The 24,880-nt window shown below is 46.3% G+C and carries 18 protein-coding genes and 1 pseudogene; 5 read left to right on the forward strand and 14 right to left on the reverse strand.

The window, feature by feature from the left end; all coding sequences use genetic code 11:
* The 9 genes and pseudogenes from B2Z67_RS00795 to B2Z67_RS00835 form a co-directional block, all read right to left on the reverse strand.
* A pseudogene (locus B2Z67_RS00795) lies at positions 1 to 446 on the reverse strand (hypothetical protein); the annotation flags it as partial.
* Between the two features lie 26 nt (positions 447 to 472).
* A complete protein-coding gene (locus tag B2Z67_RS00800) occupies positions 473 to 1,069 on the reverse strand; it encodes a DUF3575 domain-containing protein (protein ID WP_291527914.1) in 597 nt (198 codons plus the stop codon).
* Positions 1,070 to 1,096: 27 nt separating this feature from the next.
* Positions 1,097 to 2,035 (reverse strand): hypothetical protein, encoded by a 939-nt coding sequence (locus B2Z67_RS00805; RefSeq protein ID WP_291527915.1) that lies wholly within the window; start codon positions 2,033 to 2,035, stop codon positions 1,097 to 1,099.
* A 149-nt stretch (positions 2,036 to 2,184) separates the two neighbouring features.
* A complete protein-coding gene (locus tag B2Z67_RS00810; protein ID WP_291527916.1) occupies positions 2,185 to 3,480 on the reverse strand; it encodes a FimB/Mfa2 family fimbrial subunit in 1,296 nt (431 codons plus the stop codon).
* 454 nt (positions 3,481 to 3,934) lie between these two features.
* Positions 3,935 to 4,852, reverse strand: a complete 918-nt coding sequence (locus B2Z67_RS00815) for a tyrosine-type recombinase/integrase (protein ID WP_291527917.1) — start codon at positions 4,850 to 4,852, stop codon at positions 3,935 to 3,937.
* Positions 4,853 to 5,605: 753 nt separating this feature from the next.
* Positions 5,606 to 8,356 carry a transglutaminase domain-containing protein gene (locus tag B2Z67_RS00820; protein ID WP_291527918.1) on the reverse strand — a complete coding sequence of 917 codons (2,751 nt, stop codon included), beginning with the start codon at positions 8,354 to 8,356 and terminating at the stop codon, positions 5,606 to 5,608.
* Between the two features lie 317 nt (positions 8,357 to 8,673).
* A complete protein-coding gene (locus B2Z67_RS00825) occupies positions 8,674 to 9,087 on the reverse strand; it encodes a DUF2141 domain-containing protein (protein ID WP_291527919.1) in 414 nt (137 codons plus the stop codon).
* 204 nt (positions 9,088 to 9,291) lie between these two features.
* Positions 9,292 to 11,418: a TonB-dependent receptor plug domain-containing protein gene (locus tag B2Z67_RS00830; protein ID WP_291527920.1), complete on the reverse strand. Its 2,127-nt coding sequence runs from the start codon at positions 11,416 to 11,418 to the stop codon at positions 9,292 to 9,294.
* Positions 11,419 to 11,632: 214 nt separating this feature from the next.
* The gene (locus B2Z67_RS00835; RefSeq protein ID WP_291527921.1) at positions 11,633 to 12,724 is read right to left on the reverse strand and encodes a LytTR family DNA-binding domain-containing protein; all 1,092 of its coding nucleotides are present in this window, start codon (positions 12,722 to 12,724) and stop codon (positions 11,633 to 11,635) included.
* 241 nt (positions 12,725 to 12,965) lie between these two features.
* On the opposite strand from B2Z67_RS00835, the gene B2Z67_RS00840 reads away from it, so the two are divergent.
* Positions 12,966 to 13,106 carry a hypothetical protein gene (locus tag B2Z67_RS00840; RefSeq protein ID WP_291527922.1) on the forward strand — a complete coding sequence of 47 codons (141 nt, stop codon included), beginning with the start codon at positions 12,966 to 12,968 and terminating at the stop codon, positions 13,104 to 13,106.
* Positions 13,107 to 13,288: 182 nt separating this feature from the next.
* On the opposite strand, the gene B2Z67_RS00845 is transcribed toward B2Z67_RS00840, so the two are convergent.
* The gene (locus B2Z67_RS00845) at positions 13,289 to 13,663 is read right to left on the reverse strand and encodes a YccF domain-containing protein (RefSeq protein ID WP_291527923.1); all 375 of its coding nucleotides are present in this window, start codon (positions 13,661 to 13,663) and stop codon (positions 13,289 to 13,291) included.
* Between the two features lie 263 nt (positions 13,664 to 13,926).
* Between B2Z67_RS00845 and B2Z67_RS00850 the strand changes: the two genes are divergently transcribed.
* From B2Z67_RS00850 to B2Z67_RS00860, 3 genes are all read left to right on the forward strand, one after another.
* A complete protein-coding gene (locus B2Z67_RS00850) occupies positions 13,927 to 14,820 on the forward strand; it encodes an electron transfer flavoprotein subunit beta/FixA family protein (protein WP_291527924.1) in 894 nt (297 codons plus the stop codon).
* A 138-nt stretch (positions 14,821 to 14,958) separates the two neighbouring features.
* Positions 14,959 to 15,978, forward strand: a complete 1,020-nt coding sequence (locus tag B2Z67_RS00855) for an electron transfer flavoprotein subunit alpha/FixB family protein (RefSeq protein WP_291527925.1) — start codon at positions 14,959 to 14,961, stop codon at positions 15,976 to 15,978.
* A gap of 3 nt (positions 15,979 to 15,981) precedes the next feature.
* The gene (locus tag B2Z67_RS00860; RefSeq protein WP_291527926.1) at positions 15,982 to 17,688 is read left to right on the forward strand and encodes an acyl-CoA dehydrogenase family protein; all 1,707 of its coding nucleotides are present in this window, start codon (positions 15,982 to 15,984) and stop codon (positions 17,686 to 17,688) included.
* 251 nt (positions 17,689 to 17,939) lie between these two features.
* On the opposite strand, the gene rsgA is transcribed toward B2Z67_RS00860, so the two are convergent.
* Together rsgA and B2Z67_RS00870 are read right to left on the reverse strand one after the other, a co-directional pair.
* A complete protein-coding gene (gene rsgA, locus B2Z67_RS00865) occupies positions 17,940 to 18,998 on the reverse strand; it encodes a ribosome small subunit-dependent GTPase A (RefSeq protein ID WP_291527927.1) in 1,059 nt (352 codons plus the stop codon).
* A gap of 15 nt (positions 18,999 to 19,013) precedes the next feature.
* Entirely contained in the window at positions 19,014 to 19,787 is a 774-nt protein-coding gene (locus B2Z67_RS00870; RefSeq protein ID WP_291527928.1) for a class I SAM-dependent methyltransferase, read from the reverse strand.
* A 623-nt stretch (positions 19,788 to 20,410) separates the two neighbouring features.
* On the opposite strand from B2Z67_RS00870, the gene B2Z67_RS00875 reads away from it, so the two are divergent.
* Positions 20,411 to 22,927: a glycoside hydrolase family 9 protein gene (locus tag B2Z67_RS00875; RefSeq protein WP_291527929.1), complete on the forward strand. Its 2,517-nt coding sequence runs from the start codon at positions 20,411 to 20,413 to the stop codon at positions 22,925 to 22,927.
* Between the two features lie 272 nt (positions 22,928 to 23,199).
* Here B2Z67_RS00875 and B2Z67_RS00880 read toward each other — a convergent pair whose 3' ends face one another.
* Entirely contained in the window at positions 23,200 to 24,219 is a 1,020-nt protein-coding gene (locus B2Z67_RS00880; RefSeq protein ID WP_291527930.1) for a threonine aldolase family protein, read from the reverse strand.
* Positions 24,220 to 24,425: 206 nt separating this feature from the next.
* Entirely contained in the window at positions 24,426 to 24,608 is a 183-nt protein-coding gene (locus B2Z67_RS00885; protein WP_291527931.1) for a type II toxin-antitoxin system HicB family antitoxin, read from the reverse strand.
* Positions 24,609 to 24,880 lie beyond the last annotated feature (272 nt).

Here is a 24,880-nt window from a genome sequence, read left to right on the forward strand (position 1 = left end):
TCCAGCGTATTCTGGTAACGCTGTGACCGGGTATAAATATTTTTGTAGGCATTGTTCAGGCAAATAGCCTCTGCCTCACGGATCTTGCCCTGGAAACGCAGGGCGTCTACGTATTCGCAGACATCGTCCATCTCAAGTATATCAGAACGCAACTCTATGGCGCTACCATAGTGTTCGGACGCGCGTTTGTAGTCTCTCACCATGAAGTACAAACGTGCAATTTTTAAATGAAGCGCAGCTTTGGAACCGTCGTCCATTCCTTGCTCACGTTTGATGGCCTCCTCGTATTGAGACATGGCCTTATCGAATCTCTGACTGACAAAATTGCGATCAGCCCGTCGTTCCATACTGCCTACTTTACGTTCCTGCGCAAAGGAAGAAACACCTCCAAGCAAAAACAGGAACACCATAGCAAACAACAGAACTTGAATCTTCTTATTTTTCATTTTCAGCAACTCTTTATCAGTACACATTAACGGTATATATTATAGGTAACACTTATGCCCACTTTGGTAGGGCCAATCCATGACTTTGTTTTTTTTCGCTCCAAAGGGAAGGCGGCGTACTCTCCACCCAGGTAGAACTTATCGTACTGCATGTGCGCGTACCCAAGACCCAGATTGAAGTCCAATCCCCAACGGGAATTGAATGCATACTTGTATCCGCCGGAAATGCCGCCCGATATACCCCAGCCCATACGGCGGTAGCTCTGCAACGGGTCGTCATTCGTCAGGAAACCGACATTGAAGTTGCCATACATCGCATAAGGGCCAACATAGAAGCCGTCCCAGGAATCATTCGTGTAGAAATTATGCGGATTTATATAGTAGCGCAGTTCCAGTGTAGACTGGAGGGCGCGGAAAACCTCTTCACCGCTTTTAAACATATACGGCATCCATATCGCTTCAGCGTTCACCGTGACCTGCCGGGTTAGCGTGTATTCAAAGCCAACGTTGGGCGAGCCGGTAAGCCAAAACGGAACATTAACCTTTACGCTTTGTGCCTGCACGCCGCTGATAGAACAGAGCAGGAGAACAAGACACAATATATGTCGCACAATCAATTTCATAATTCTTTCTTTATTTTATGTATATAATCATCCCATGTCGATATCTCCACCGGTTTTGATATCTTCATCCCAGCCTACAATCCCTATGTTGACAACCATATAGGTGTCTACTTCAATAATGATACGCTCGCCGGACATCAGCCGCAAGGGTTGTCCCGTATCCTTATCTCTCACTTCAACCGGTATATGAATTACGGTAAGACCGTCATTGGCGAGGAACGTAAAACCCAGCACCATGGGTACATTTTCAATGGAAGGCATGTAGCTGTGATCCACTTCCAATATCGCAGGGTTTGCTTGCGCAGGCAGTTCGTCAATATGGAGCATCTTGTCGTCCGGAGTTAAACGGGTAGTAGTGGTTGAACGGGAAGCGACAGGATCATGATCCTTCAGAAACTGCATAACCGAAACGCCTTCCGCCCGCAACTGCACATTCCTGATGCGGGACACATCGGCGGGGAAGTTCTTAAAACGTACCGTAATGCGACCGGTGTAACGCTCCAACTGCGCGGTATCAGTCACCAAAAGACCCGGATGCTTTACCACAGCCGCATACTTCTGATAGTGTATATCCGAAGGATGTACATAATAGTTGTCGCCGCGAGGATGGTCTTTCAATATAAAAGCCGAAGACTCCATGTGATGGTCATCTACAAACCGGAGACTGTCTGTATTGGTATAGCAATACACATTATATTCACCGGGGGGCAGCTTGAAACTGAACAGGCCTGTTGCCATACGCGGGTCTTTATTCCAATCCGGATAGGCGGCATAGCGTGAACCAACCAATGCTCCGGTAGTATTGTAGACCAGTACCCGACAGTCGCTGACAGTATGATTCAGGACTTCCGGCACAAAGACCTGGTATGTGGTCTCGTCTTCAAAATAGTCATAGGTGCACGAAGTAAACCAAAGTAGAGCTACTACCTGGGTAAACAACACTATGAGAAGTCCGTTTTTGCTCATTTTCTATAATTTATGCATTAGTACAAGTGAAAATATAGCGGGAGCAGATTTCCGCTTTCATTAAGTATTTGCGCTCAAATCTCAAATTAATATTGGTATCAACAAAATTCTGCTCCCTACTATATATTCAGAGGTATGAAGGAGATTGGTTACATATCAATGCCAGTAGATACAATTGAATCCCAAGCTATTGGGGTGCCAACTACAACATCCAAGCCACCATATTCAATAGGTTCCGCTGGAGGATCAGCTACACCGCCTGTTTTCAAAGTAAGATTTACTTCACGAATCACATTCGATTCGAAAGTATCCAATATTATACCCGACCAATATATAGGCGCTGCTGCAGTCATAACCTCTCCATCCGCTAATTGATGCCCTACCTTACCCTGTCCGGAAACAACAATGAAATACTGGCTTCCAATAGCTGCCTTTCCTGGTTTAGCTGCATCTTCAGCATTAGGGAATACGATGATATCTCTCCACATAGAGAAATTATCGGTCAAAATAACTCCTCCTGTACCATAGCCAGAGGCTGGTTCTGCAGTTTTGAATACATTAGTACCTGAAATAGACAAGATATCAGTTTCTACAGAAGCTTGGATAGTTCTCGCATCATGTATATTCACCTTTGCCGGCAAACGATAAATCATGATGGAAGCATCTTTAGTCCAATCAATTCCATTAGTACCTGCAGTAGTATTATCTACACCGGCTGCTGATTCTGATACGTTCAGACGTACACGCATCATAGACACTTCACGCTTCAATGAAATAGTACCGGCATCAGTAGATACACCTTCTGTTATGGTCACCACTTTGGTGCTGGTGGCCCCGGTTCCTTTGACAGCTGTACCCATAAAGATTTCGGCAGGCTCTTTATAGGCTTTGTTAGATGTTGAAAAGCCTGGAACAGCACTCGTTAAGAAATCAGGAAACGTACCCGCTTGGTGTTTCATGAAAAGGTCGGTTGTTATGTTTTTTGCACGAACATTTCCATCACTCCATACTGCTACCGGTGCAGTAGGTGCATCATCAATATAAGTGTTAACAAACCCACCAACCGTTGGAGTACCGGTTGTTCTATTTGCATTAGCAACAGCAACCAATGTATAAGTACCTACCGGAACATCCGCATACGTGTATTGATATCCGCCGGTAACCGAATTACCCGCGTCACCCGATTTATTCGGCTTTACTATCTTGGAGTATTTTACTACTCCGGCAGCATCATAAAGAAAAAGCTGCACCTGATCAATATTAGACCAAGATGTTGTAGGTATAGCAGTAGAGGCTGTTGCTCTCGTATCTGTTTCCGAAAAGTTAAACTTAACGACCAGATTCGATTTCGCTTCTTCATTAATCGGAGCATCGTTATTCTCCGTACACGCACTAAATGTCATCGCTGCAAACAATGACCACAATAAAATCACTTTCTTTTTCATAACTTTTAAAACTTAATTAATAATATTGGTTTCTAATCAAAATAAACGCTTTAACTTCTTCATCAGAAGCATTTGCATTTTCCGTTACTTATTAGGTAACGGGGGTATACATAATAGCATACACTATGGGGCGTATTTGAATCAGAATCCAATATAAAATTAAATTTTACGTATTGTTTTTACAATAGAAATCCCTTTCCACCTTTAGACGTAAATAAAGGTGGACTACATTATTATTATGTATAAATGAAAAAAAAACGTCTTAAAAACACTGGTTTTTCGTCTTATTTCTATTAAAAATGCCGTTTGATATAATATTTTTTGCGTTTTTATTTGTATTTCAAAAAAAATGCTATAATTTTGCCGAAACAAATGTTGTTTCCGTTACCTAATAAGTAACGGGGTTTTATTTTGCTGAAAATCAAGTAGTTAGCTATATTTCCCGTATTCTATTCTATCCTTTTTTCGACATTATAAATGCGACAATAGCTTGGTTCATCCGGTTGATTTCCGCCTCTTTAAAGGGCTGGAAATAAGTCTCCGTCACTTTCACGGAAGAATGCCCCATCGCATCACATATCAGATTGGGATTATAATTTTGCCGCAACGCCGTAGTTGCCCAGGTGTGACGGGCGGTGTAAGTGCTCAGCCGTTCCCTTATATTCAAGGAACGTGCCAACCGCACCAAATGGTAGTTCTCAAGACGTAGCATACGAGCATATTGCCGGTATTCATCTTCCTTCGGATTTTTTATAATAGGGAAAAGATAAGGTGAATCGGGGATTTTATTCCTGTATTTTTCGATAATCACCATTGCTTCAGGACATGCCACAACAGTTATCTTACGCCCGGTCTTATGTCTATGGTAAATAATGACATCCCCTTCCATATCGCGCTTGCGCAAAAAAGCCAGGTCAACAAAAGACATCCCGCGAAGCAAAAACAGCAGAACGAAGAGATCGCGGCTAAAAGAAAGCCTCCGAGGCAGTTTCTTTTCGCTTTTCATCAGCCGGGATATCACTTCCGGCGAAACAGCCCTCTTCACCGGACTGTCGACCCCCGTATGTACATTACTGAAAAGACGTGGAGTATATGTGGTAATCCCCGATTCCAACGCCTGATTGTAGATAGACCTCAACATACGCATATAAGTGGAAACCGTATTCCACTTCACCTGTTCAGCCAATAAATTCTGTTCAAACCTGTTCAGCCACTCCGGATTCAGCTGTTTAAAACTCATTTCTTTTCCGTTCATGAATTTTCGTATCCTATTCAATGTACTTCTATACACATGAGCAGTTCCGTCACGCTGTTCTTTTTCTAATTCAGCAATTAGCCCTTCGATAAACTGGGTCAAAAATACTTCTTTCATTTTAGTTTTGAATTTAGTTACATATCAATTAATAGATTCACTGTGATACCAATTACATATATGTCAACAGAATACAATTGCATAATCTATAACAAACAACCTGCAACATTATCCTTATGAATTCAGATAATTTTGCTTTTATTAAGAAGTTCTATTTATTATTAATTAATAGATTGACTAACGCCTCTTTTCCTTAAATACAAATCCTGATTATCAGTCCGCCGCTGACACTTGTCGAGAACTCTTTGTAGTTTTGCATGTTCCCCAAACGGACTTTTGACCCTATGTCGAGTAGTAGCAGTATAGATATCCGCTGTTATTATATCTTTCACGTTTGTGTCTTGTGCTATATTGTCGTAATCTTCAGCACATTCTTTTGTGACCCATCTTTCAACAGTCATCGTTCCTTTTTCCTCTTAAACATAGTAAATCTGTCGTATGCAAATAAAAAAGGCGAATATTCTGTTGATACCAAATATTAAATTGAGCACAAATATAGCCCAATTGAAATACAAACAAAGCATAATTAAGATAAAATACTACCCTAAAAATGCTTTTTTAAAGAAAACAATAAAAAAAGACCTGAATGTCCCCGGCTTACGCACCGCAGCCAGTAGTTATCTTATAGTATAAGTAGCTGTTCATAATTAGTTTATACTATCATTCATAGTATAAACTAATTATGAACAGCCACTTACTACCAACTACTTACTACTTACTACTTACTACTTACTACTTACTACTTACTACTAACTACTTCCCCAACCCCTTCACCGTCTTCATCAACTGCTCGCCCAGCCCGATGGTATAGCCTTGCGAGACAAACACTACGCGGTTGAAAGTATCGGCAATGATAAATATGGGCAGGCTATTGCTGTTGCTCAGCTTCATGGCTTCGGCTATCTGCCGGGAGATGCCATCCGTATCTATACCATATACAATAGTAGAAGGCAAACCGGGGAAGGATTCTTTGGCGAATTTTCCGGCTTGAGCCTCATCAGGGAAGAGCAACACGAGCTTTCGGCCCCATTTCTCCAAGTCAGTTTTGTAAGCGGCAATGTCACGCAAGGCATGGTTGGTGGGTTCCTGGTTGACGCCCAGGATGCCGACTACGAAATAGCCGCGTCCACATGCCTGCAAGATGCTTTGCTTGGATGATGATGGTGTTGCCGTATCTGCTACCGGAGTGAAGAGGGATTCGGAATTGAAATTTCCGATGACTTGCACGTCGTCTTTGCTCTCGCGCATTACCAGGTTGATGTTCGTTGTCCGCTGTGGGGCTATGCTAAACAAGGTGGCATTGGAGAGGACTGCGCCGCTCGCCAGACGCGTGCCGGTTACGAGGACATAGTTGCCGGTATCCAGCGCTGTGCCCTGCTTCAGGAGGTTGCTCCAGGTGGCGCCGTCCGTATCGGCATCGCCTTCTTCGTAGGTAAGCAACTGCAAACGGCCTTGGGGAGTGACTTTGGAGATGGTGAAGTGGGAATAGTATTTCGGATCGCCCAGTGACTTAACAGGTTTATATCCGGCTACAAGCGTGCCTTTGGGAGCGGAAGTACGCGCTGCCGTGCCGGAGTTCGCGCTTGAAGCTTGTTCTGCCGTGCCGGAGTTTGCGCCCAAAGTCTGTTCTGTTGTCTCGAAGTTCACGTCTATAACGCCTCCTTCTTCTATCAACTGCACTTTGCCGGTCACTTCATGGATACGTGCAGGCATACCCATGCTGCGCGCCAAGGCAACAAAGAAGATGTCACGGCTATGAGCATCAGCCACGCGCGCTGTCCACACGCCGGCAGGAGAGATGGGAGGAGCGCCCAGGTTGCAATCCTTCTCCACGCGGATGTTTTCGGCTACCCATGCAATGAGTTTGGAGGGGTCTTCGAGATAGGTTTTCTCTGTTTCGGGAGAAATCACTTTGCCGAAGAAGGCTTTGTATGGGGTAAGCGCTTCGTTGCTTATGCGCGGGTTGCGGACATACTTACGGTAGTTGGCGGCAGTTGTACGCACTTTGGACAGCATGTGGTCTATCAACACGTCTAGAGTGACGTCGCGAAGGTCTTTCGCCGAAATCTGCTGCAAGAGGTCGATGCCGCCTTTTCTGGAATCTTCGGAACGAAGGCGGGTCATAAATTCGGCGATGACTTTGTGATTGCCGCGCGAAGCAGTCAGAATCTTTACCACTGCATCTTCATCCAGCTTGTATTGCTTTGCTAAGCGACGTGCCGAATCCTCGGATATGAATGTAGATATGTAGGCATTGCGAATGGAGTCTTCCTGCGCCAGACGGCGGTCGTTTTCGGCACGCTGTTCGGCGGTAACTTCGGGCAGGTTTGCACTTTCGGCAGGCGGGATGATATCAAAATCGACGATGCAGTTGTCGCCGGGGGATTTATCCAGCGCTACGGTCAGTTCGCGGTCTTTGCCGAAGGAGAGTTTGGAGAAGCCGAACTTTCCGTCTTTCGATGCCCAAACGAGCAGGTCGCCCTGTCCGGCGGTCAGGGTACAGGTGCCGTCGGCGGCGGTTTGCTTGGTGGCTACGGTATAGAACTCGGCATAGTTGTAGAGCTTGAACTCGACCTGCGCACCGGAGACGGGGGTTCCTTGACTGTCCGTCACTGTGACTTTGGCTTGTGCGGCAGGCGCGTAGTTCTCTATTACGTTGATTTCGGTATAGTTGGGGTTGGCGGACATTACTTCTTCCGCTCCTTCGTAACGGCCGAATACTTTGGTATGCATCAACATGCCGCGACTGGCAGGGGCGTTGAACCAACCGAGGTTCAGGACGGGTTCCGGTTCGCAAGCACCCAGGAAGTACCACTTGCCATCCGCCCAGGCTTCTACCCAGGCATGGTTATCGTCGGTATGCGCCCAGCGCGGCGTATAGACCTGCCGTGCCGGGATGCCTACCGAGCGGAGGGCGGCTACGAGGAGCGTAGACTCTTCTCCACAACGCCCGTAGGCAGTACGCACGGTTGCCAGCGGCGAACTGGTACGGGAGTCGGAAGGCATATAGACGGCTTTTTCGTGGCACCAATGGTTCACTTCGAGTATGGCGTCGCGCAGGGAGAGGGACTTTACGCGGTCTTTCAATTCACGGTAGAACACTACACGGGCGCTGTCCAGTTGTTCGTTGTTGACCCGTGCCGGAAGCACAAAGTGACGGAACAGTTCTTCGGGTATTGTCTTTCCCCACGGCATCTCCTGCGCTGCACGTTGGGAGGCGCGGACGTTCGTCAGATGGAAGTCGACGGGATAGTCCATGATATCTGCCAGCGGCATGTAGGCGTAGAGGAATTCCATGGCTTCGTGCTCGTAGGTGGTCAGGTCGTTGCCGCCGCGGTGGTTACGGATAAGCAACTGTATTTGCGACAGCATCTCCCTCTTTTGCAGCAAGTCCTGTCCCACGCGGGAATGGTAGGATGCATCGGTTATGAAATGGGATTCTCCGCAGGAAGCAAGCAGGCACAGCAGCCAGCATATTCCGAAAAGATGTGTAACTCGGCTCATAATATTAAGATATTAAATGTGTGAGGCACAAAGTTAAAGAATTATCTGAAATAAGGCAACTGCATCAAAATGTTTATTTGTGATGGTGGTTTAAGCACAGAGTTTCTTCTTTATTGAACACAGAGACACAGAGGGACAGAGTTTATTTTTCTTTTAAGAAGAGAACATAAATGAGAGCACAGAGAGAGGGCGACTGCGTCGCAGAGAAAAAACTCTCTGTGCCTCTGCGTCTCTGTGTTCAATAAGAAAAAACTCTCTGTGTCTCTGTGTTCAATAAGAAAAAAACTCTCTGTCCCTCTGTGCCTCTGCGTTAGAAATTACTGCAAATTCACCACTAAAGTAGTATCTTCGGAGAAGGTGATACTGCATTTCTCGTAAGACGGAGGACCCATGACGACTTTGGCATCATTACTGAAACCGTATTTCTCGGTAGGAATGCCGAAGGTGGCTGTGTCCAGTTTACCGTTCCCGTTTTCGTCCTGATACAAGGAGAAGGCGTAGGTGCCGGCAGGAAGGCCCTTGCAGGGAAGGCTCAGTACGTTGTCTTTTACTTCGACCGCAAAGGCGGCAAGGGGTTTCTTCATGAAGGTCTCCGGGGAATTGTAAATGGCGACGTAAAGTTTGCCGGTTACATTTTCAATACCACGCACTTCGAGAGTAAGATTCTGTGCAGACAGGCTTTGAGCTACGAATGTCAAAGCGAAAACGAAACTGATAATAATTGCTTTCATGTTCTTTGTTTTTTTAAATGATTAATTTATTGAGTTTGGAAATTAAATGCTTAAAAATCATTTTTTAGACGCGGATAACGCAGATGACGCGGATCTCTTTTTTATCTTCCTGATGGGATAACATAGCGCAGCGTTTAAAAATCCGCGTCATCCGCGTTATCCGATTCTAAAAAATTCTTGTATGCAAAAGCTGATTGGAGCTTATTAGAAATTGGATACGTCGTAAGCCGCCTTCTTCCCTATCGTGATATATACGCCCACGTAGAAGAAATGGTCTTCCGAAGCCAATATCGCTTTGTTATCCACCTTGCCGAACTCATTCTGCCGGCAAAGGATATTCGTGGCAGAGGCGTGGATGATAACTTTCTTGCTCAGAAGGTAAGTCAGTCCCAGGTCGAGACTGTTATACGGTTTCACTTCATCGTTCATCAGTCCCGGCAAAGCGGGGTTATGGTAAGGCCGCCCGCTGCTGAAACGGTTCGTCAGACCGACAATCGTTCCTATGCGGGGGATGGAATACTTCAGAACCACGGACGCATTATGACGGGTGGCGTATTGCGGAGTAGTCAGTTCCGTCAGTTCCCGGAACTTTCTTTTGGAGACGTTGTACGTATAAGAAAGCTGGTACTCCAGGTTCTTCACCAACACGCGGTCATTGAAAAACAAATCAAAGCCCTTGCTGTGGCCATATCCACCGGAAGTAACCACTTCTGCCAGATTTATAGTGCCTTTCTCTATTAATGCCAGATGGTTATAGTCCTTGTAGTAAATCTCCGCCTTATAAAGACGCCCCCCATTTTCGAACCGCGCGCCCAGGTTGTACTGTGTGCACACCTCTGACTTGAGGCTCTCGTTCTGAACCAACAATCTGTTTACCGGCAACTGCGTATATCTTCCTGCCGTAGCCGAAAACACCACACTGCCCAAATAGTAGTTGACGGACAGGCGGGGAGATAGATTCGCTTGCCGGTTTCCGGAAGTATATTCCGTGCGGAGGGAAAGTTCCGCTTTCAGTTGCTCTACCGGATAGTAGGTTGCGGAGAGGAAGGCGGCGGTGATGGTAGGAGTCATCTTATTATGGTTATCTGTTTGCGGAGTTTCCGATGCTTCCGCTATTCCTGCCGGCTGATACTTATAACGGTTTTCGTATTGGCGGATGAAACTCTCCGTTCCCACATCTAAGCGGAAGGTAGGAGAAAGGCGCTTGAAGACTTTCGCCTTTATATGAAGTTCCTGCTGACGCTCCATCCAGCCATCGCCGGAGAGTGACACATTGTTTATCTTCTGTTCAAAGAAGCCATAAGCCGCTCCGGCAAACCAGTTCCAGCCTTTGGAGGTTGTCTTGCGAAAAGTAGTGTTGAGGTAGAAATTATTCTCGCCTAAGTCGAACAGTCTCCGCTCCTGCCCTTCGTAGTTGGAGAAGCCTGTTTGCATCTGTTCTTCATGATTAGAGAGATTCGTTCTTTCCTGTCCCTCATAGTTGGAGAAGTCCGTCCGGTCGTATCCGAAGTAGATTTTAAACAGCGTAGCATCATCCGGATGATAGCGGAACTGCGCCGAAGCTGTCATCATGCGGTAAGGGTCTGCGAAGTCTGTTCGCCCCGGATAAATGCGGTCGTACACACACAAGTCCTGATAATCGAGATTCACAGAAAGAGAACCTTTGTCGAAAGCGCGCGTACCTCCGCTACCGAAACCTACCGTCGAAGCGTTGATGCCTAACTTATTCACCGGACTTTTATCTTTCGTCTCCAACGGCAGCACGGCAGACAACGCTTCGCCATATTCCAACGGAGCGCCGCCGGATTCGAGATTGACGCCGCTGAACATAAAGGTGGAATAGCGTCCGCGTGCGGGTGAGTTTATCGCTGTGGCGGTATAGGGGTTCAGTACGTGCATTCCGTCAATGTAGGTTTGCGACTCGTCACTGCTTCCGCCGCGCACCAGTAGTCTGCCGCTTTCGCCTTGTAGCTGCGTGCCCGGTAATGTTTGCAATGCTTGGTACAAATCTCCGTTTGCGCCGCCTACTGTTACCAATTCTATAGGGTGCATATCGCTCCAGCGGCTGTTGGCTACCGGGGTTCTTTTGCCTTTGACGACTACCTCCTTCAGGTCTACGCTATCATTGTATAGGTCTACGCTATCATTGAATATTCGCAGGAAGATGGTATCGGTTGGTGCCGGTTGAGGTTCTGTACTTGTCACTGCGGTTTGAGGTTCTATACCTGTCACTGCGGTTTGAGCTTTCGTACTCGCCACTGTTGTTTGGGCTTCCAAATGCTGCGTCGTCAGTAGCGCACCCATACTTAAAAGTAAAATCAATCTTTTCATTTCATCTATGTTGTTTACGATTTCCGTCTGCAAACATAGACTAAGACTGCGGTACAAAAAAATATCCGGGACGAACAGCACGGATATGTGACAAACAGCATTCCATCTGTGACGAATGACCGCTTCTATCCCTTTTTCTGTGACGAATGACTACCCTTCCGGGCTGCTTTCTATCAGCATTTTCACCTCTTCTGAACGCCTTCTATTAGCACTTTCATATCTCCGAACCGCCTTCTATCAGCATTTTCACCTCTTTGGAGTATGCTCTGGAAACAGGAACTTCACTCTTACACCCTTCCAGTCGCAAGCGGTATCCCTGTGAATTTCCATCCACTTTTACCACTGCATTCACATTCACCAGGAACGCCCGGTGACAACGGACAATGAACAGACAAGCAGCCACCGCCTCTTCCGCCTGTTTCATCGTGGCGCGCAGCAACATTTGCTGCATTTTGTTCTCACTCGTTTTGCTCTCACCCCGGTAGATAACCCGCACATAGTTTCCCTCCGCCTCCACATACAACAGCGCATTGGCAGGTATCTCCAGCATCTCTTTCGTCCCACCGGAAAAGACCAGATTCACAGGCTTCTCCGTCAGCGGACAGCATACATTCTCTTTCTCTCCGGCTTCTGCTGCCTCTGTTGCTCTCCCTCTGACTTCTGTATTCTCTCCGGTTTCTGCTTTCTCTCTCGTTCCTGTTTCTACTCCTTCGGTCTCTGCATTCCCTCTCGTTCCTGCCCCTGCTTTTCCTTCTGCCTCTGTATTCTCCCCAGCTTCTGCTTCTCCCGTACCCCTCCGGATACTCATCTTTTTTGAAAGAGCGAAGTTTATCTCCGTAGCTTCTTTCAAGTTTCGAGCCAGTTGCAGATTACGGTTCCACATCAGAAAGACCACAACAGGAAAAGGCGAAAGAATACCTACCCAGAACAAACAAACAAAAAAGCCTCTCCAACTCAGAATATCCCCTCCGAAACACCAAACCGTATAGAACCAGTTACCTATCGCAATCAGCAGACAAGCTCCTAACGTTTCCAACAACTCCTTCCCCAGTGTCCAGTGCTGCTCATCATGGCACCACGGAAACACAGCCGGAAGCAAATACACCGAAACGCTCAACGCCAACGAAGAGATTATACCATATCCCAACACTATCCAAATCTTATTATTCTCTATCATGGAAATACCAAAAGGCTGCAACAGATAAAGGATAATGAACACGATAAAGGAGGGTATCACCACCGCCTTCCATCGTTTCACCAGTACCGGATACGGGCTATGCAAAAGCGCCAACAACTTATTTATCATCGTAGTTTCCTGTTTATAACTTCTATTCTTTTATATATGCGACAAAGATATGTAATATGTTTGTAATATACAGATGGCAAAAACATGTTTTCCAAGAGGATTTCTAAAGAGAAAGCACACATTTTTATGTTATACAACATGTTTCTCGTGAACAATGCGTACCTTTGCAGCGTTAATAAGAGAAAGAAAAAGAAGTAAAAACCCGCTTTCCGAAACGCGGAAAGCACAAAACAAGATGATTATGAAAAAGAATGCAAACGAAATTTTTATGTTGCAGTACCGTATCAAACGCTATCAGGCAATGGGAAACGGCGCAATGTGCCAAGCTTTAAATGGCAAACTTCAGAAATTGCTTGCAAAGCAAGCTAACACCACCATGTAAACAATACCTTTGAATAAAATGAATGAGGGCGGAGAACTGAAAAGGTTCTTCGCCCTTTTTCTTTTCAACTTAGAGCCTGTTTAAATTTTGCTCAAAAATAACTCTCAAAACAATGCTGAGCAAAATTTAAACAGGCTCATAGTGTTTTAAGAGTTATTTTTGAGGAAAATTAAAACAGGCTCTTAATCCGCAATAATATCTTTTCCAAAAGGAGTCAACGCCAATGCCGCCAGCTTAAAGTGCTGCAAGCCAAAGGGAATACCTATAATAGTAATGCACAACACTGCCCCGAACACCAAATGTGAAAGGCAAATCCAAATACCACCCAGGAATATCCACAGTACATTCATCAATACGTAGAGGCATCCGCCCGACCTCTCTCCACTACGAACTGTCTTTCCAAAAGGCCACAACGCAAGTGCGGCAAGTTTCAATGTCTGCATACCAAACGGAATACCAACGATGGTAATCATCATCAGCAAACTGGCAACAAGATATTCAATAGCCGTGAGAATGCCTCCGAATATCAGCCACAAAAAGTTCATAAAACAACCCATAGTTTCACATTTTCATATTTCTAAAACGCAAATATAGATTATTTATTTGATACTTCAACGGCATTTCTATAATTCTCGTTGCTCAAAATCCCTATTTATGTGCATTTTTTCCATTCTTTCCTTGTCAGTACAAACAGTTTGACTAATTTTGCACGCTGATAATTCATTGACCGGATAATTTCAGTGGTTAGACCTTATATATCTGCCTACTATTATCTCCGGTACTGACACATTTAGAAATACTAATACTAATAATTAATAACATGAGTTTGAAAATCGTAGTATTGGCTAAACAAGTTCCCGACACACGCAACGTTGGGAAAGATGCCATGAAAGCCGACGGAACCATCAACCGTGCGGCACTCCCCGCCATCTTTAATCCCGAAGACCTGAATGCCCTCGAGCAAGCGCTTCGCCTGAAAGATGCACATCCAGGCTCTACCGTAACGATCCTTACCATGGGACCGGGACGTGCAGCCGAAATTATTCGTGAAGGTTTATTCCGTGGCGCCGACAATGGCTATCTGCTGACAGACCGCGCTTTTGCCGGAGCAGATACCCTCGCCACTTCGTACGCCCTTGCCACTGCCATCAGGAAGATCGGCGAGTACGACATCATTATCGGCGGACGCCAGGCCATCGACGGCGATACGGCGCAAGTAGGTCCTCAGGTTGCCGAAAAGCTCGGTCTGACGCAGATTACTTATGCCGAAGAAATCCTGAATGTTGAGAAAACAACCGGTCGTGTAGTTGTGAAACGTCATATCGACGGCGGTGTGGAAACCGTAGAAGGTCCGCTGCCCATCGTTATCACCGTAAACGGAAGCGCAGCCCCCTGCCGTCCGCGCAACGCCAAGCTGGTACAGAAGTACAAACGCGCCCTCGGTGCACAGGAGAAAGCCGCCATCACGAAAGAAGGCGCCGTCCTGCCGTATTCCGACCTCTACGAGAAATGCTCTTACCTGAACATCACCGAATGGAGCGTGGCCGACGTCAATGGTGACTTGGCGCAATGCGGTCTCAGCGGCTCGCCCACCAAAGTGAAAGCCATCCAGAACATTTCTTTCCAAGCCAAGGAAAGCCGCACGCTTACCGGAAGCGACCGGGATGTAGAAGACCTTATTGTTGAACTACTTGCTAACCACACTATAGGATAAAGTAGCAAGTAGCGAGTAGTAAGTAGCAAGTAGAATAGACTTGCTGCTGAAAGAGGAAGAAATTATTAAATATGAATAATATAAGGTATCTCCTACTGACTACTAACTACTGACTACTGACTACTAAAAAATAAAATTATGAATAACGTATTTGTATATTGTGAGATTGAAGGCGCTGTAGTTGCCGAAGTAAGTCTCGAACTTCTTACCAAAGGACGCAAGTTAGCCAATCAACTGGGTTGCCAACTGGAAGCCGTTGTTGCCGGCGACAATCTTGCAGGAATCGAAAAACAAGTATTACCCTTCGGCGTCGACCGTCTTCACATCTTCGACGCTCCGGGGCTGTTCCCTTATACTTCACTGCCCCACTCATCCGTACTCATCAACCTGTTCAAAGAAGAGCAACCGCAAATCTGCCTGATGGGAGCTACAGTTATCGGTCGCGACCTCGGCCCGCGCGTATCTTCCGCACTGACCAGCGGACTGACTGCCGACTGTACTTCACTGGAAATCGGCGAGCACGAAGACAAGAAAGAGGGCAAGGTGTACGAAGATTTGTTGTACCAGATTCGTCCCGCCTTCGGTGGTAACATTGTGGCAACTATCGTCAACCCCGAACATCGTCCGCAAATGGCAACCGTTCGCGAGGGTGTGATGAAGAAAGAAATCCTTGATGCCAACTATCAGGGCGAAGTTATCAACCACGACGTTGCCAAGTATGTACCCACCACGGATTATGTAGTGAAGGTTATCGACCGTCACGTAGAAAAAGCAAAGCATAATCTGAAAGGCGCTCCGATTGTTATATCCGGAGGTTACGGAATGGGTAGTCGCGAAAGCTTCGACATGCTGTTTGAATTGGCTAAGGAGTTGCACGCCGAAGTAGGCGGCAGCCGTGCAGCCGTCGACGCAGGTTTCTGCGACCACGACCGCCAGATTGGTCAGACAGGTATAACGGTACGTCCGAAACTCTATATCGCTTGCGGTATCTCCGGACAAATCCAGCACATCGCCGGTATGCAGGAAAGCGGTATCATCATCTCTATCAATAATGATGAGAATGCTCCTATCAATACCATCGCTGATTACGTTATCAACGGCACAGTGGAAGAAGTGATTCCTAAAATGATTAAGTACTACAAACAGAACAGTAAGTAAGCTATGGCAAATTTTTATACCGAAGTTCCTGAACTCAAGTTTCACCTGGAAAACGATATGATGGAACGTATCTGCGAGCTGAAAGAGCGCGGATACGAAGATAAAGACAAGTTTGACTATGCGCCGCAAGACTATGCGGATGCAATGGACTCTTATGACAAGGTGCTTGAAATCACCGGAGAAATCACCGGAGAGATTATCAACCCGAATGCCGAAGGTGTGGACGAAGAAGGTCCTCACTGTGCCAACGGCCGTGTGGAATATGCCAGCGGTACAAAACAAAACCTCGACGCCATGGTGAAAGCCGGGCTGAACGGTATGACAATGCCTCGCCGTTTCGGTGGTTTGAACTTCCCCATCACCCCGTACACGATGTGCGCTGAAATCGTGGCTGCCGCCGATGCAGGTTTCGGTAACATCTGGTCTTTGCAGGACTGTATCGAAACTCTGTACGAATTCGGTAACGAAGACCAGCACAGCCGTTTCATCCCACGTATCTGTGCCGGCGAAACCATGTCGATGGACTTGACCGAACCTGATGCAGGTTCCGACTTGCAAAGCGTAATGCTGAAAGCCACCTTCGACGAAAACGAAAACTGCTGGCGCCTGAATGGTGTGAAGCGCTTCATCACGAATGGTGACGCCGACCTGCACCTCGTACTGGCACGTTCGGAAGAGGGAACAAGAGATGGTCGTGGTCTGTCCATGTTCGTCTATGACAAACGCGAAGGTGGTGTAGATGTACGCCGCATTGAGAACAAACTGGGTATTCACGGTTCTCCTACTTGCGAGCTTGTTTACAAGAATGCAAAGGCCGAACTCTGCGGTGACCGCAAGCTCGGTTTGATTAAATACGTAATGGCATTGATGAACGGCGCCCGTTTGGGTATTGCGGCACAGTCGGTAGGTTTATCACAGGCTGCTTATAATGAGGGGCTTGCTTATGCCAAAGACCGTAAGCAATTCGGCAAAGCCATCATCGAATTCCCGGCAGTGTATGACATGCTGGCTATCATGAAGGCGAAGTTGGATGCAGGACGCGCATTGTTGTATCAAACTTCACGCTACGTAGACATCTACAAAGCATTGGACGACATCTCCCGCGAACGCAAACTGACTCCGGAAGAACGCCAGGAACAGAAGAAATATTCCAAGCTTGCCGATGCCTTCACTCCGCTGGCAAAAGGTATGAACTCCGAGTATGCCAACCAGAATGCTTACGACAGTATTCAGATACACGGCGGTTCAGGCTTCATGTTGGAATATGCTTGCCAACGCATCTATCGCGACGCTCGCATCACGAGCATCTACGAAGGTACTACGCAATTGCAGACTGTAGCCGCCATCCGTTATGTAACGAATGGTTCATATACTGCTACTCTCCGCGATTATGAAGCAATTCCATGCAGTGCGGAAATGCAACCGCTGATGGAGCGCCTGAAAGAAATGACGAACAAGTTTGAGGCTGCCATCAACGTAACAAAAGAAACCGCAAGCCAGGAATACCTGGACTTCGTTGCCCGCCGTCTTTACGAAATGGCTGCCGTGTGTGTAATGTCCCATCTCATCATTCAGGATGCAACAAAGGCTCCTGAACTGTTCAACAAATCAGCCGTTGTATATCTGAACTATGCCGAAGCTGAAGTAGAAAAGCACTCCAACTTTATCAGCAAGTTCAAAGTGGAGGAGCTGGAAAGCTATCGCAAGTAAAAGACTTGATATACACAAGGATTTGATAACTACGCAAGTAATTGACTGATTACAATAGCAAAGAAGGCTGTCTCTTTATTAAGGAGGCAGCCTTCTTAATTTAATAAACGGGGGATTCATCCTCTTCGGCGGTTCCAAGAGATTTATCCTTCACAACAAAAAGTTATCTTTACGGTGAAGATTCATCTTCTACGGCAAAAAAACATCTTTCACTGTGGCTTCAAGGATTTATTCTCTTCGCCTGTTTCGGATTACCGATCCTTTTTATAGTGCTTGGAATAATGCTTCAACACCTTGGAAAGCGCTTTTTCCTGCCCTCTCCTCTCCTGTTCCGAAGAAGAAAAATACCGGGCTTCTTTGCGCAACTTCAGATAACTCTCATAAACGCCCTGCTCCAAAGTAGCATTTTTAACGGCTTCAATCACAGCGCATCCGGGTTCATTCGTATGAGTGCAATCCGCGAAACGGCATGTTCCTTCCAAATCAGAAATATCCAACATGGATGACAATGCATCAGCATTACCGGAAGTGATACCGAACTCCCGGACTCCCGGAGTATCAATCAGCACTCCCGAATGCTCAAGCAAAACCATTTCACGCCTCGTAGAGGTATGCCGTCCCTTGCCCGTAGAGTCACTGATGAAAGAAGTCTCCAACACGTCCTTCCCACACAGAGCATTGATCAGTGAACTTTTACCTACACCGGACGAGCCTATGAGCACAATCGTCTCCCCCTCTCCGATAGATTGACGCAACGCCTCTATCGTCTCCGGTGAATGAATGGAAGTTGTAAACACTGATGCTTTCCTTGCCAGATGCTTTAACGAGTCTACAACTTCCTGTTCATTAAATCTCAGATCGGATTTAGTCAGAATAAGCACAGGCTGAATATCTTCTTCCAGTACTTGAACCATGAAACGCTCTGCTCTCCGAACATTGAAGTTTGCATCCAAACTTTGCACAATAAACGCCTTATCCACATGTGCGGCAATCATTTGCTTGTCCGATACAGTGCCGCTCTTTTTACGGCAGAGAGTCCGGGTGCGCGGCAGGACATCCATTACAATGCCTTTGCTTTCATCCGTAGGTTGAAAAATCACCCAATCGCCGGTACAGGGATATTCGTTCGGCATTCGGCCATAGAGAATATTCCCCGATAGTTCGCAGAGGTATAAACCAGCTTCGGCAACTACTTCATAGCAAGTCTTATGAGTAACCATGACGCGCCCGTGAGGCAAGCTGCTAAAAGGTGTTGACTGTTTTTGCCGGAACAGATTATCGTTCCAGCCATATACTGATAAATTATTCATTTCTTCTTGTTTTGTTTAATCATATTTCTGTCCTATAAAGAACACATAACCAAAAAACTCTTTATATTGCTGAAAAATAAGCATGTCGCTCTTCATAAAAGCTACGAATTGCCGCGCAGCCGTACTATTGTTGTTTTCTTCCAGAAACTCCCGCATGCGAGTTTCCATCTGGGCAAAATAGTTGTCAGTCCAGCAATGCTCCGGAAGTACAAAATGCGCTGTAGGAAGATAACCTGCCTGTTCCATGATTCGCAGTTTGTTCGAGATATTATCTATCTCGAGATAGTTTTGCAGGAAATAACCAATATTGTCCGGACGCTTATTAGTCAGCCAGCAACACTCGGAGACAGCGATAAAGCCTCCGGGCTTTATGAACTTTCTCCATTCGGTCAGTCCCTTTTCAAAGCCGATATTATAGATGGAACCTTCTGCCCAAAAGATATCGAATTCATTCGGACGGAAAGGTAACTCAGTCATTGAACCAACAAATGCAGTGACTTTATCTTCCAGATTATCTCTTCTGATTCTTGCTTTCACACCTTCTACCATTTCGGGCAGCAGATCTACAGCAGTAATAGAACAATCCATACCGGAAGCCAGGACTGACGTTTGGGAACCTGTACCACATCCTATATCCGCTATTTTAGGTTTGGCAGGAAGGTTTTTCATAAAACTCAAGGCTTTCAGCGTTTCTTCTTTTCCGCCCGGTCCTTGACGGTCTATGACTGAAAAATAGTTGGCGATTAGTGTATAATCAAATTGTGCGATTATTGTATCTTCTTTATTCATGATGTTTTGTATAAAAAATGTTTGTAAACTACTGTATATTAACTGTTACTGTTTATGAACAGCTACTTACTCTAAATATTTATTTTCATATTCCTTTGTTTTTAAATAACACACAGATTGAGTCGATACAGGGATATTCTCCCTGTAAAGTTTCTAAATTAAAGGACATGAAAAATTTGCTCGAAACATGAAGTATGTCGAACAAAGCGAATCAGACCAGCCCGAAAAAAGAATTATCAGGCTGTATTAAGCGGGTATTTTCGAAGTTTGTAGTTTCATGCTGCAAAGATATGAAAGTTTGGATATACGAACGAATAATTAATCAAAAAAAATACTCTGAACAAATAACACCCCAACTACCCTTCTTGAATACTAAAATACATAAATGAAAATTAAAAATAAGCATTTAAAGATGTAATCAGAAGACAATCAATGGATTACCAATAAGAGACACATCCCATTAACACTTTCCTTTTTCTAAAATAACGTAAACGACACATAATATCATCTAATTAATCACATCGTTCTTTCCTAAAACAGACAGAAAACGCTTAATTTGTAAGTGTGATAATGGAATCACAGAAGAGTGGAATTTCCCCCAACCTTAAATAGATAGACACATTATGAGAAGTAACCATTGGCTACTCACAGTAGCACTCACCTTCATCGTCGTGCAAGCAAAGGCAGATGCATGGATACGTATTAACCAACTGGGCTACTTACCACAAGCCGTAAAAGTAGCAGTGTTCATGAGCGAAGAGCCTGCCGACGTGCAAAGCTACACATTGGTAGATGCTTTCACCGGGCAAACCGTACGCACTTTCACCTACCCGAAAGCTACAGGAAAGTCAGGCCTTATGCAAAGTACCTACCGACTGGACTTCAGCGACTTCAACCAATCGGGAACATACTACCTGAAAGCCGGCAAAGCCGTTTCTCCCCACTTCCCCATCAACAGCCAAGTGTACAATGGCACCGCCGATTTCCTGCTGAACTACATGCGCCAGCAACGTTGCGGCTACAATCCTTTCCTGAAAGACAGTTGCCATGTGCACGACGGATATATCCTGTATCATCCTACCAAAACCGGACAGCACATCGACGTATGCGGCGGATGGCACGATGCTACCGATTATCTGCAATACACCACCACTTCCGCCAACGCCATCTACCAGATGATGTTTGCCTATCAGGAGAACCCCGAATCGTTCGGAGACTTTTATAATGCCGCCGGTCTTCCAGGCGCCAATGGTATCCCTGATATCGTAGACGAAATCAAATGGGGCCTCGACTGGCTGAACCGCATGAACCCCTCTCCCGGCGAATTGTACAATCAGATAGCTGACGACCGCGACCATGCCGGCATGCGCTTGCCCAACAAGGATAAAGTAGATTACGGTTACGGACCGGGCAACGGACGTCCCGTTTATTTCTGTAGCGGCGAACCCCAAGTACGCGGAAAGTTCATGAATGCCACCACCGGCGTTGCAAGTACAGCCGGCAAATACGCTTCCTGCTTTGCCCTCGGCGCACGCCTCCTGAAAGATTTCTATCCTGAATTTGCCGCCGAAATCAGCGCCAAGGCCGATGCCGCCTATCAGGAAGGCGTTAAGAAACCCGGCGCCTGCCAGACAGCGTCCGTCATGTCACCCTACATCTACGAAGAAGACAACTGGGTAGACGACATGGAACTTGGCGCCATGGAGCTTTTCAAAAGCACCGGAAACCTCACTTACCTGGAACAAGCCGTTGAATACGGACGACGCGAACCCGTCACCCCCTGGATGGGAGCCGACAGCGCACGCCACTACCAATGGTATCCCTTCATGAACATGGGACACTACCACTTGGCAACCGTAAACAACGAACGCCTCAGCCGCGAATTTATCCGCAACATGCACGCCGGCATCGCCCGCACCTACGAAAAAGCCGTTCAAAGTCCCTTCATGCACGGCATTCCTTATATCTGGTGCTCCAACAACCTGACGACTGCCATGCTGACACAATGCCGCCTGTATCGCGAAGCCACAGGAGACGAAACCTACAAGGAAATGGAAGCCTCCATGCTCGACTGGCTGTTCGGTTGCAACCCCTGGGGAACCAGCATGATTGTCGAACTCCCCCTTTCCGGCGATTACCCCTTCCAGCCCCATTCCTCATTACTCAACGCAGGGGTAGGCAACACCACGGGCGGACTGGTGGACGGCCCTGTCTACCGCACCATCTTCGAGAGCCTGCGCGGTGTAAACATGACAGGCATCCCCGGCACACCCGGCGAAGATTACAAGCGCTTCCAACCGGACATGATGGTTTACCATGATGCCATCAGCGACTATTCCACCAACGAACCCACTATGGACGGAACCGCCTGCCTCACCTATTACCTCTCTGCCATGCAGAAAGAAGGCATGAAGCAAGCAGGCGTCCGGAGCGATAAGAACGTATATGTGGATGGCGGCATCATCCGCACCGACCCATCCAAAAAGCAGATAACGCTCGTTTTCACCGCAGCCGACAAAGCCGACGGCGCCGACGCCATCATCAGTACATTGAAGAAGCATGACATCAAGGGCGGTTTCTTCTTCACCGGCGAATTCTACGAACTCTATCCCGACGTAGTAAAACGCCTCCGTGCGGAAGGGCACCTGGTGGGCGGCCACAGCTACGGGCATCTGCTTTATATGCCGTGGGAGAATCGTGATTCGTTGCTCGTAACCCGTGAAGAGTTTGAGCAGGACATGCTGAAGAGTTACGAAATCATGCGTAAAGCGGGCATCGAGTACAAAGACGCACCCGTCTACATCCCGCCCTACGAATATTACAACAAGGAGATTGCCGCCTGGGCAAAGAATATGGGCATCCGGATTATCAACTACACGCCGGGCACCATGACCAATGCGGACTATACCACTCCGGACATGGGTCAGAAATACCGGAGCAGCCAATTTATTTATGATAAAGTCATGGAGGTTGAGAAGAGAGAAGGTCTCAACGGCCATCTCATGCTGATACATTTCGGCACGGACGACCGCCGCACGGACAAGTTCTACAACGGATATCTGGACAAAATGATTAAGGCATTAAAGAAGAAAGGCTACGCTTTTGTATCGGTGCCCGATGCGATACGGAGCTTAGAGTAAATACTGACAGGAGTTAAAGTCAATACTCCGGAAGACATAAGCAGCACTATCGGCTTTAACTCCTTTAACTCCTAACGAAGTGATAACTCCTTTAACTCTTGAAATATGAATAATACAGGCTAACTCCTATTACATAAATACAAAGGAATTTTTAAGGTAAAAATTAAAAGGTAACATTCAATCGGTTTGTTTTCATAAACTCTCTCCCATCTCCAAGGGAGAAGGTTTTAAGTCAAAGTTCCACGCCTGTGAAGGTATGGAGCTTCTTTATATCACAAAGCTTCCCTCACCGCCTGCAACAACGACCGGATATCCTCTTCCGTCGTATCAAACGAAGTCACAAAACGGATTTCATTCTCCGCTTCATTCCAGAAATAGAAGAAATAAGACTGCATCAGTTTATCAATCGCCGGACGCGGCATAATCAGGAACAACTGGTTGCTCTCCATCTTTTGGGTGAAACGGATTCCCGGCAAAGCCTTCAGTCCTTCGTGAAGTTTCTGCGCCATCGCATTGGCATGAAGGGCATTCTTCTTCCAGAGTTCATCCGTCAGATATGCCGTGAACTGACAAGACAGATAGCGATGCTTCGAAGCCAATTGCGCCGACTGTTTCCGCACATAAAGCGCCTCTTTCTTTAATTCCGGATTGAAAATAACCACACTCTCCCCTAACATCAGCCCATTCTTCGTCCCGCCGAAACTGAGAATATCAATGCCGCAATCTACCGTCAGCTCCTTAAAACCAAGGTCCAGAGCCACACAAGCATTTGCCAGCCGCGCTCCGTCCATGTGCACATACATGCCGTGCTGATGCGCCAAGTCAGTCAGCGCTTTCAGCTCTTCCGGAGTATAAACTGTTCCCAACTCCGTACATTGCGAAATATAAATAGCTCCCGGTTGCGAGTGATGCTGTTCGCCGAAGTTCTTCAGGTGAGGGCGCACCAGCTCAGGTGTCAACTTACCGTCAGAAGTAGCGATGGGACGTATCTGACAACCCGTCATACGTGCAGGAGCGCCACATTCGTCCACATAAACATGCGCCGTCTCCGCACAAAGAATTAAATGATAAGGACGTGTCGCCAACTGCAAAGCCACCGCATTACTGCCTGTCCCGTTGAATACAAACAGCGGTTCACAATCCGCCGCAAAAACTTCCTTTATTTTACGGACAGCTTCCTCTGTCCAAGGATCATCACCATAACCTACTGCATGATCCTGATTCGCCCGGTTCAGCGCTTCCATCACCAATGGATGCACACCGGAGTTGTTATCCGAAGCAAAACTTCTCATTGTTTCCTTACATTAAAATTTGCAGTGCAAAGAAACATATTTTTCCGGAAATATATGAATTTTGAATGATGAATTCTGAATTATTGAACACAGAGGTACTGTGTTTTAAATTTAAATTCTCATTTTACGATGCATTCAGCGTATGAAACTAAAAAAGTCACATCGACATCACGCCGGCATGACTTCAAGAGAATTTATGGAATTTACTACACGAACTCCTCAACCATATACATGTCGCTGACGAAATCGTCGACAATATCACTCAGGTTCTCGCAGGCTTCGTCAGGTGTTTCGCCATAAGCGCTGCACATGATATTACTTTTCAGATAGGCGTAATAACCGCCATCGCCCGTTGTCTCAATAGCATAATCGTTTCTATTCAGTTTCATATCAAACTCCTTTCTTTTGTTTATTATGCTGCAAAGATGAGAGTTTGGTGTTACGGGGGCGTGTAGGCAGTGTGACAAAGTTGTAAAAATTATGCCAGCCCTAAAATTGTTTTTAACCTATTCTCAAGTGACACAATTTCCGCATTTTTGAGCAAATGTAAGTCTTCTGTGAATATTACAGGGATTGAAGTCCCGTTAAGGACAAAGCTATTGGTTAGTTAGTCTTCTACTTGTAGGTAGGTAGTGTTTTACTTATGGATAGTTAGTGTTTC

Origin of the sequence: Bacteroides sp. UBA939 (assembly GCF_002293435.1) — a bacterium.
Lineage (GTDB): Bacteria > Bacteroidota > Bacteroidia > Bacteroidales > Bacteroidaceae > Bacteroides.

Excerpts from the sequence above, each read along its gene's own strand:
- B2Z67_RS00825 (WP_291527919.1), bottom strand. The coding sequence starts at position 9,087 with ATGAAAGCAATTATTATCAGTTTCGTTTTCGCTTTGACATTCGTAGCT.
- rsgA (WP_291527927.1), bottom strand. The coding sequence starts at position 18,998 with ATGAATAATTTATCAGTATATGGCTGGAACGATAATCTGTTCCGGCAA.
- B2Z67_RS00810 (WP_291527916.1), bottom strand. The coding sequence starts at position 3,480 with ATGAAAAAGAAAGTGATTTTATTGTGGTCATTGTTTGCAGCGATGACA.
- B2Z67_RS00820 (WP_291527918.1), bottom strand. The coding sequence starts at position 8,356 with ATGAGCCGAGTTACACATCTTTTCGGAATATGCTGGCTGCTGTGCCTG.
- B2Z67_RS00835 (WP_291527921.1), bottom strand. The coding sequence starts at position 12,724 with ATGATAAATAAGTTGTTGGCGCTTTTGCATAGCCCGTATCCGGTACTG.
- B2Z67_RS00830 (WP_291527920.1), bottom strand. The coding sequence starts at position 11,418 with ATGAAAAGATTGATTTTACTTTTAAGTATGGGTGCGCTACTGACGACG.
- B2Z67_RS00855 (WP_291527925.1), top strand. The coding sequence starts at position 14,959 with ATGAATAACGTATTTGTATATTGTGAGATTGAAGGCGCTGTAGTTGCC.
- B2Z67_RS00870 (WP_291527928.1), bottom strand. The coding sequence starts at position 19,787 with ATGAATAAAGAAGATACAATAATCGCACAATTTGATTATACACTAATC.
- B2Z67_RS00880 (WP_291527930.1), bottom strand. The coding sequence starts at position 24,219 with ATGAGAAGTTTTGCTTCGGATAACAACTCCGGTGTGCATCCATTGGTG.
- B2Z67_RS00885 (WP_291527931.1), bottom strand. The coding sequence starts at position 24,608 with ATGAAACTGAATAGAAACGATTATGCTATTGAGACAACGGGCGATGGC.
- B2Z67_RS00845 (WP_291527923.1), bottom strand. The coding sequence starts at position 13,663 with ATGGGTTGTTTTATGAACTTTTTGTGGCTGATATTCGGAGGCATTCTC.
- B2Z67_RS00875 (WP_291527929.1), top strand. The coding sequence starts at position 20,411 with ATGAGAAGTAACCATTGGCTACTCACAGTAGCACTCACCTTCATCGTC.
- B2Z67_RS00805 (WP_291527915.1), bottom strand. The coding sequence starts at position 2,035 with ATGAGCAAAAACGGACTTCTCATAGTGTTGTTTACCCAGGTAGTAGCT.
- B2Z67_RS00840 (WP_291527922.1), top strand. The coding sequence starts at position 12,966 with ATGAAAAAGAATGCAAACGAAATTTTTATGTTGCAGTACCGTATCAAA.
- B2Z67_RS00850 (WP_291527924.1), top strand. The coding sequence starts at position 13,927 with ATGAGTTTGAAAATCGTAGTATTGGCTAAACAAGTTCCCGACACACGC.
- B2Z67_RS00815 (WP_291527917.1), bottom strand. The coding sequence starts at position 4,852 with ATGAAAGAAGTATTTTTGACCCAGTTTATCGAAGGGCTAATTGCTGAA.
- B2Z67_RS00800 (WP_291527914.1), bottom strand. The coding sequence starts at position 1,069 with ATGAAATTGATTGTGCGACATATATTGTGTCTTGTTCTCCTGCTCTGT.
- B2Z67_RS00860 (WP_291527926.1), top strand. The coding sequence starts at position 15,982 with ATGGCAAATTTTTATACCGAAGTTCCTGAACTCAAGTTTCACCTGGAA.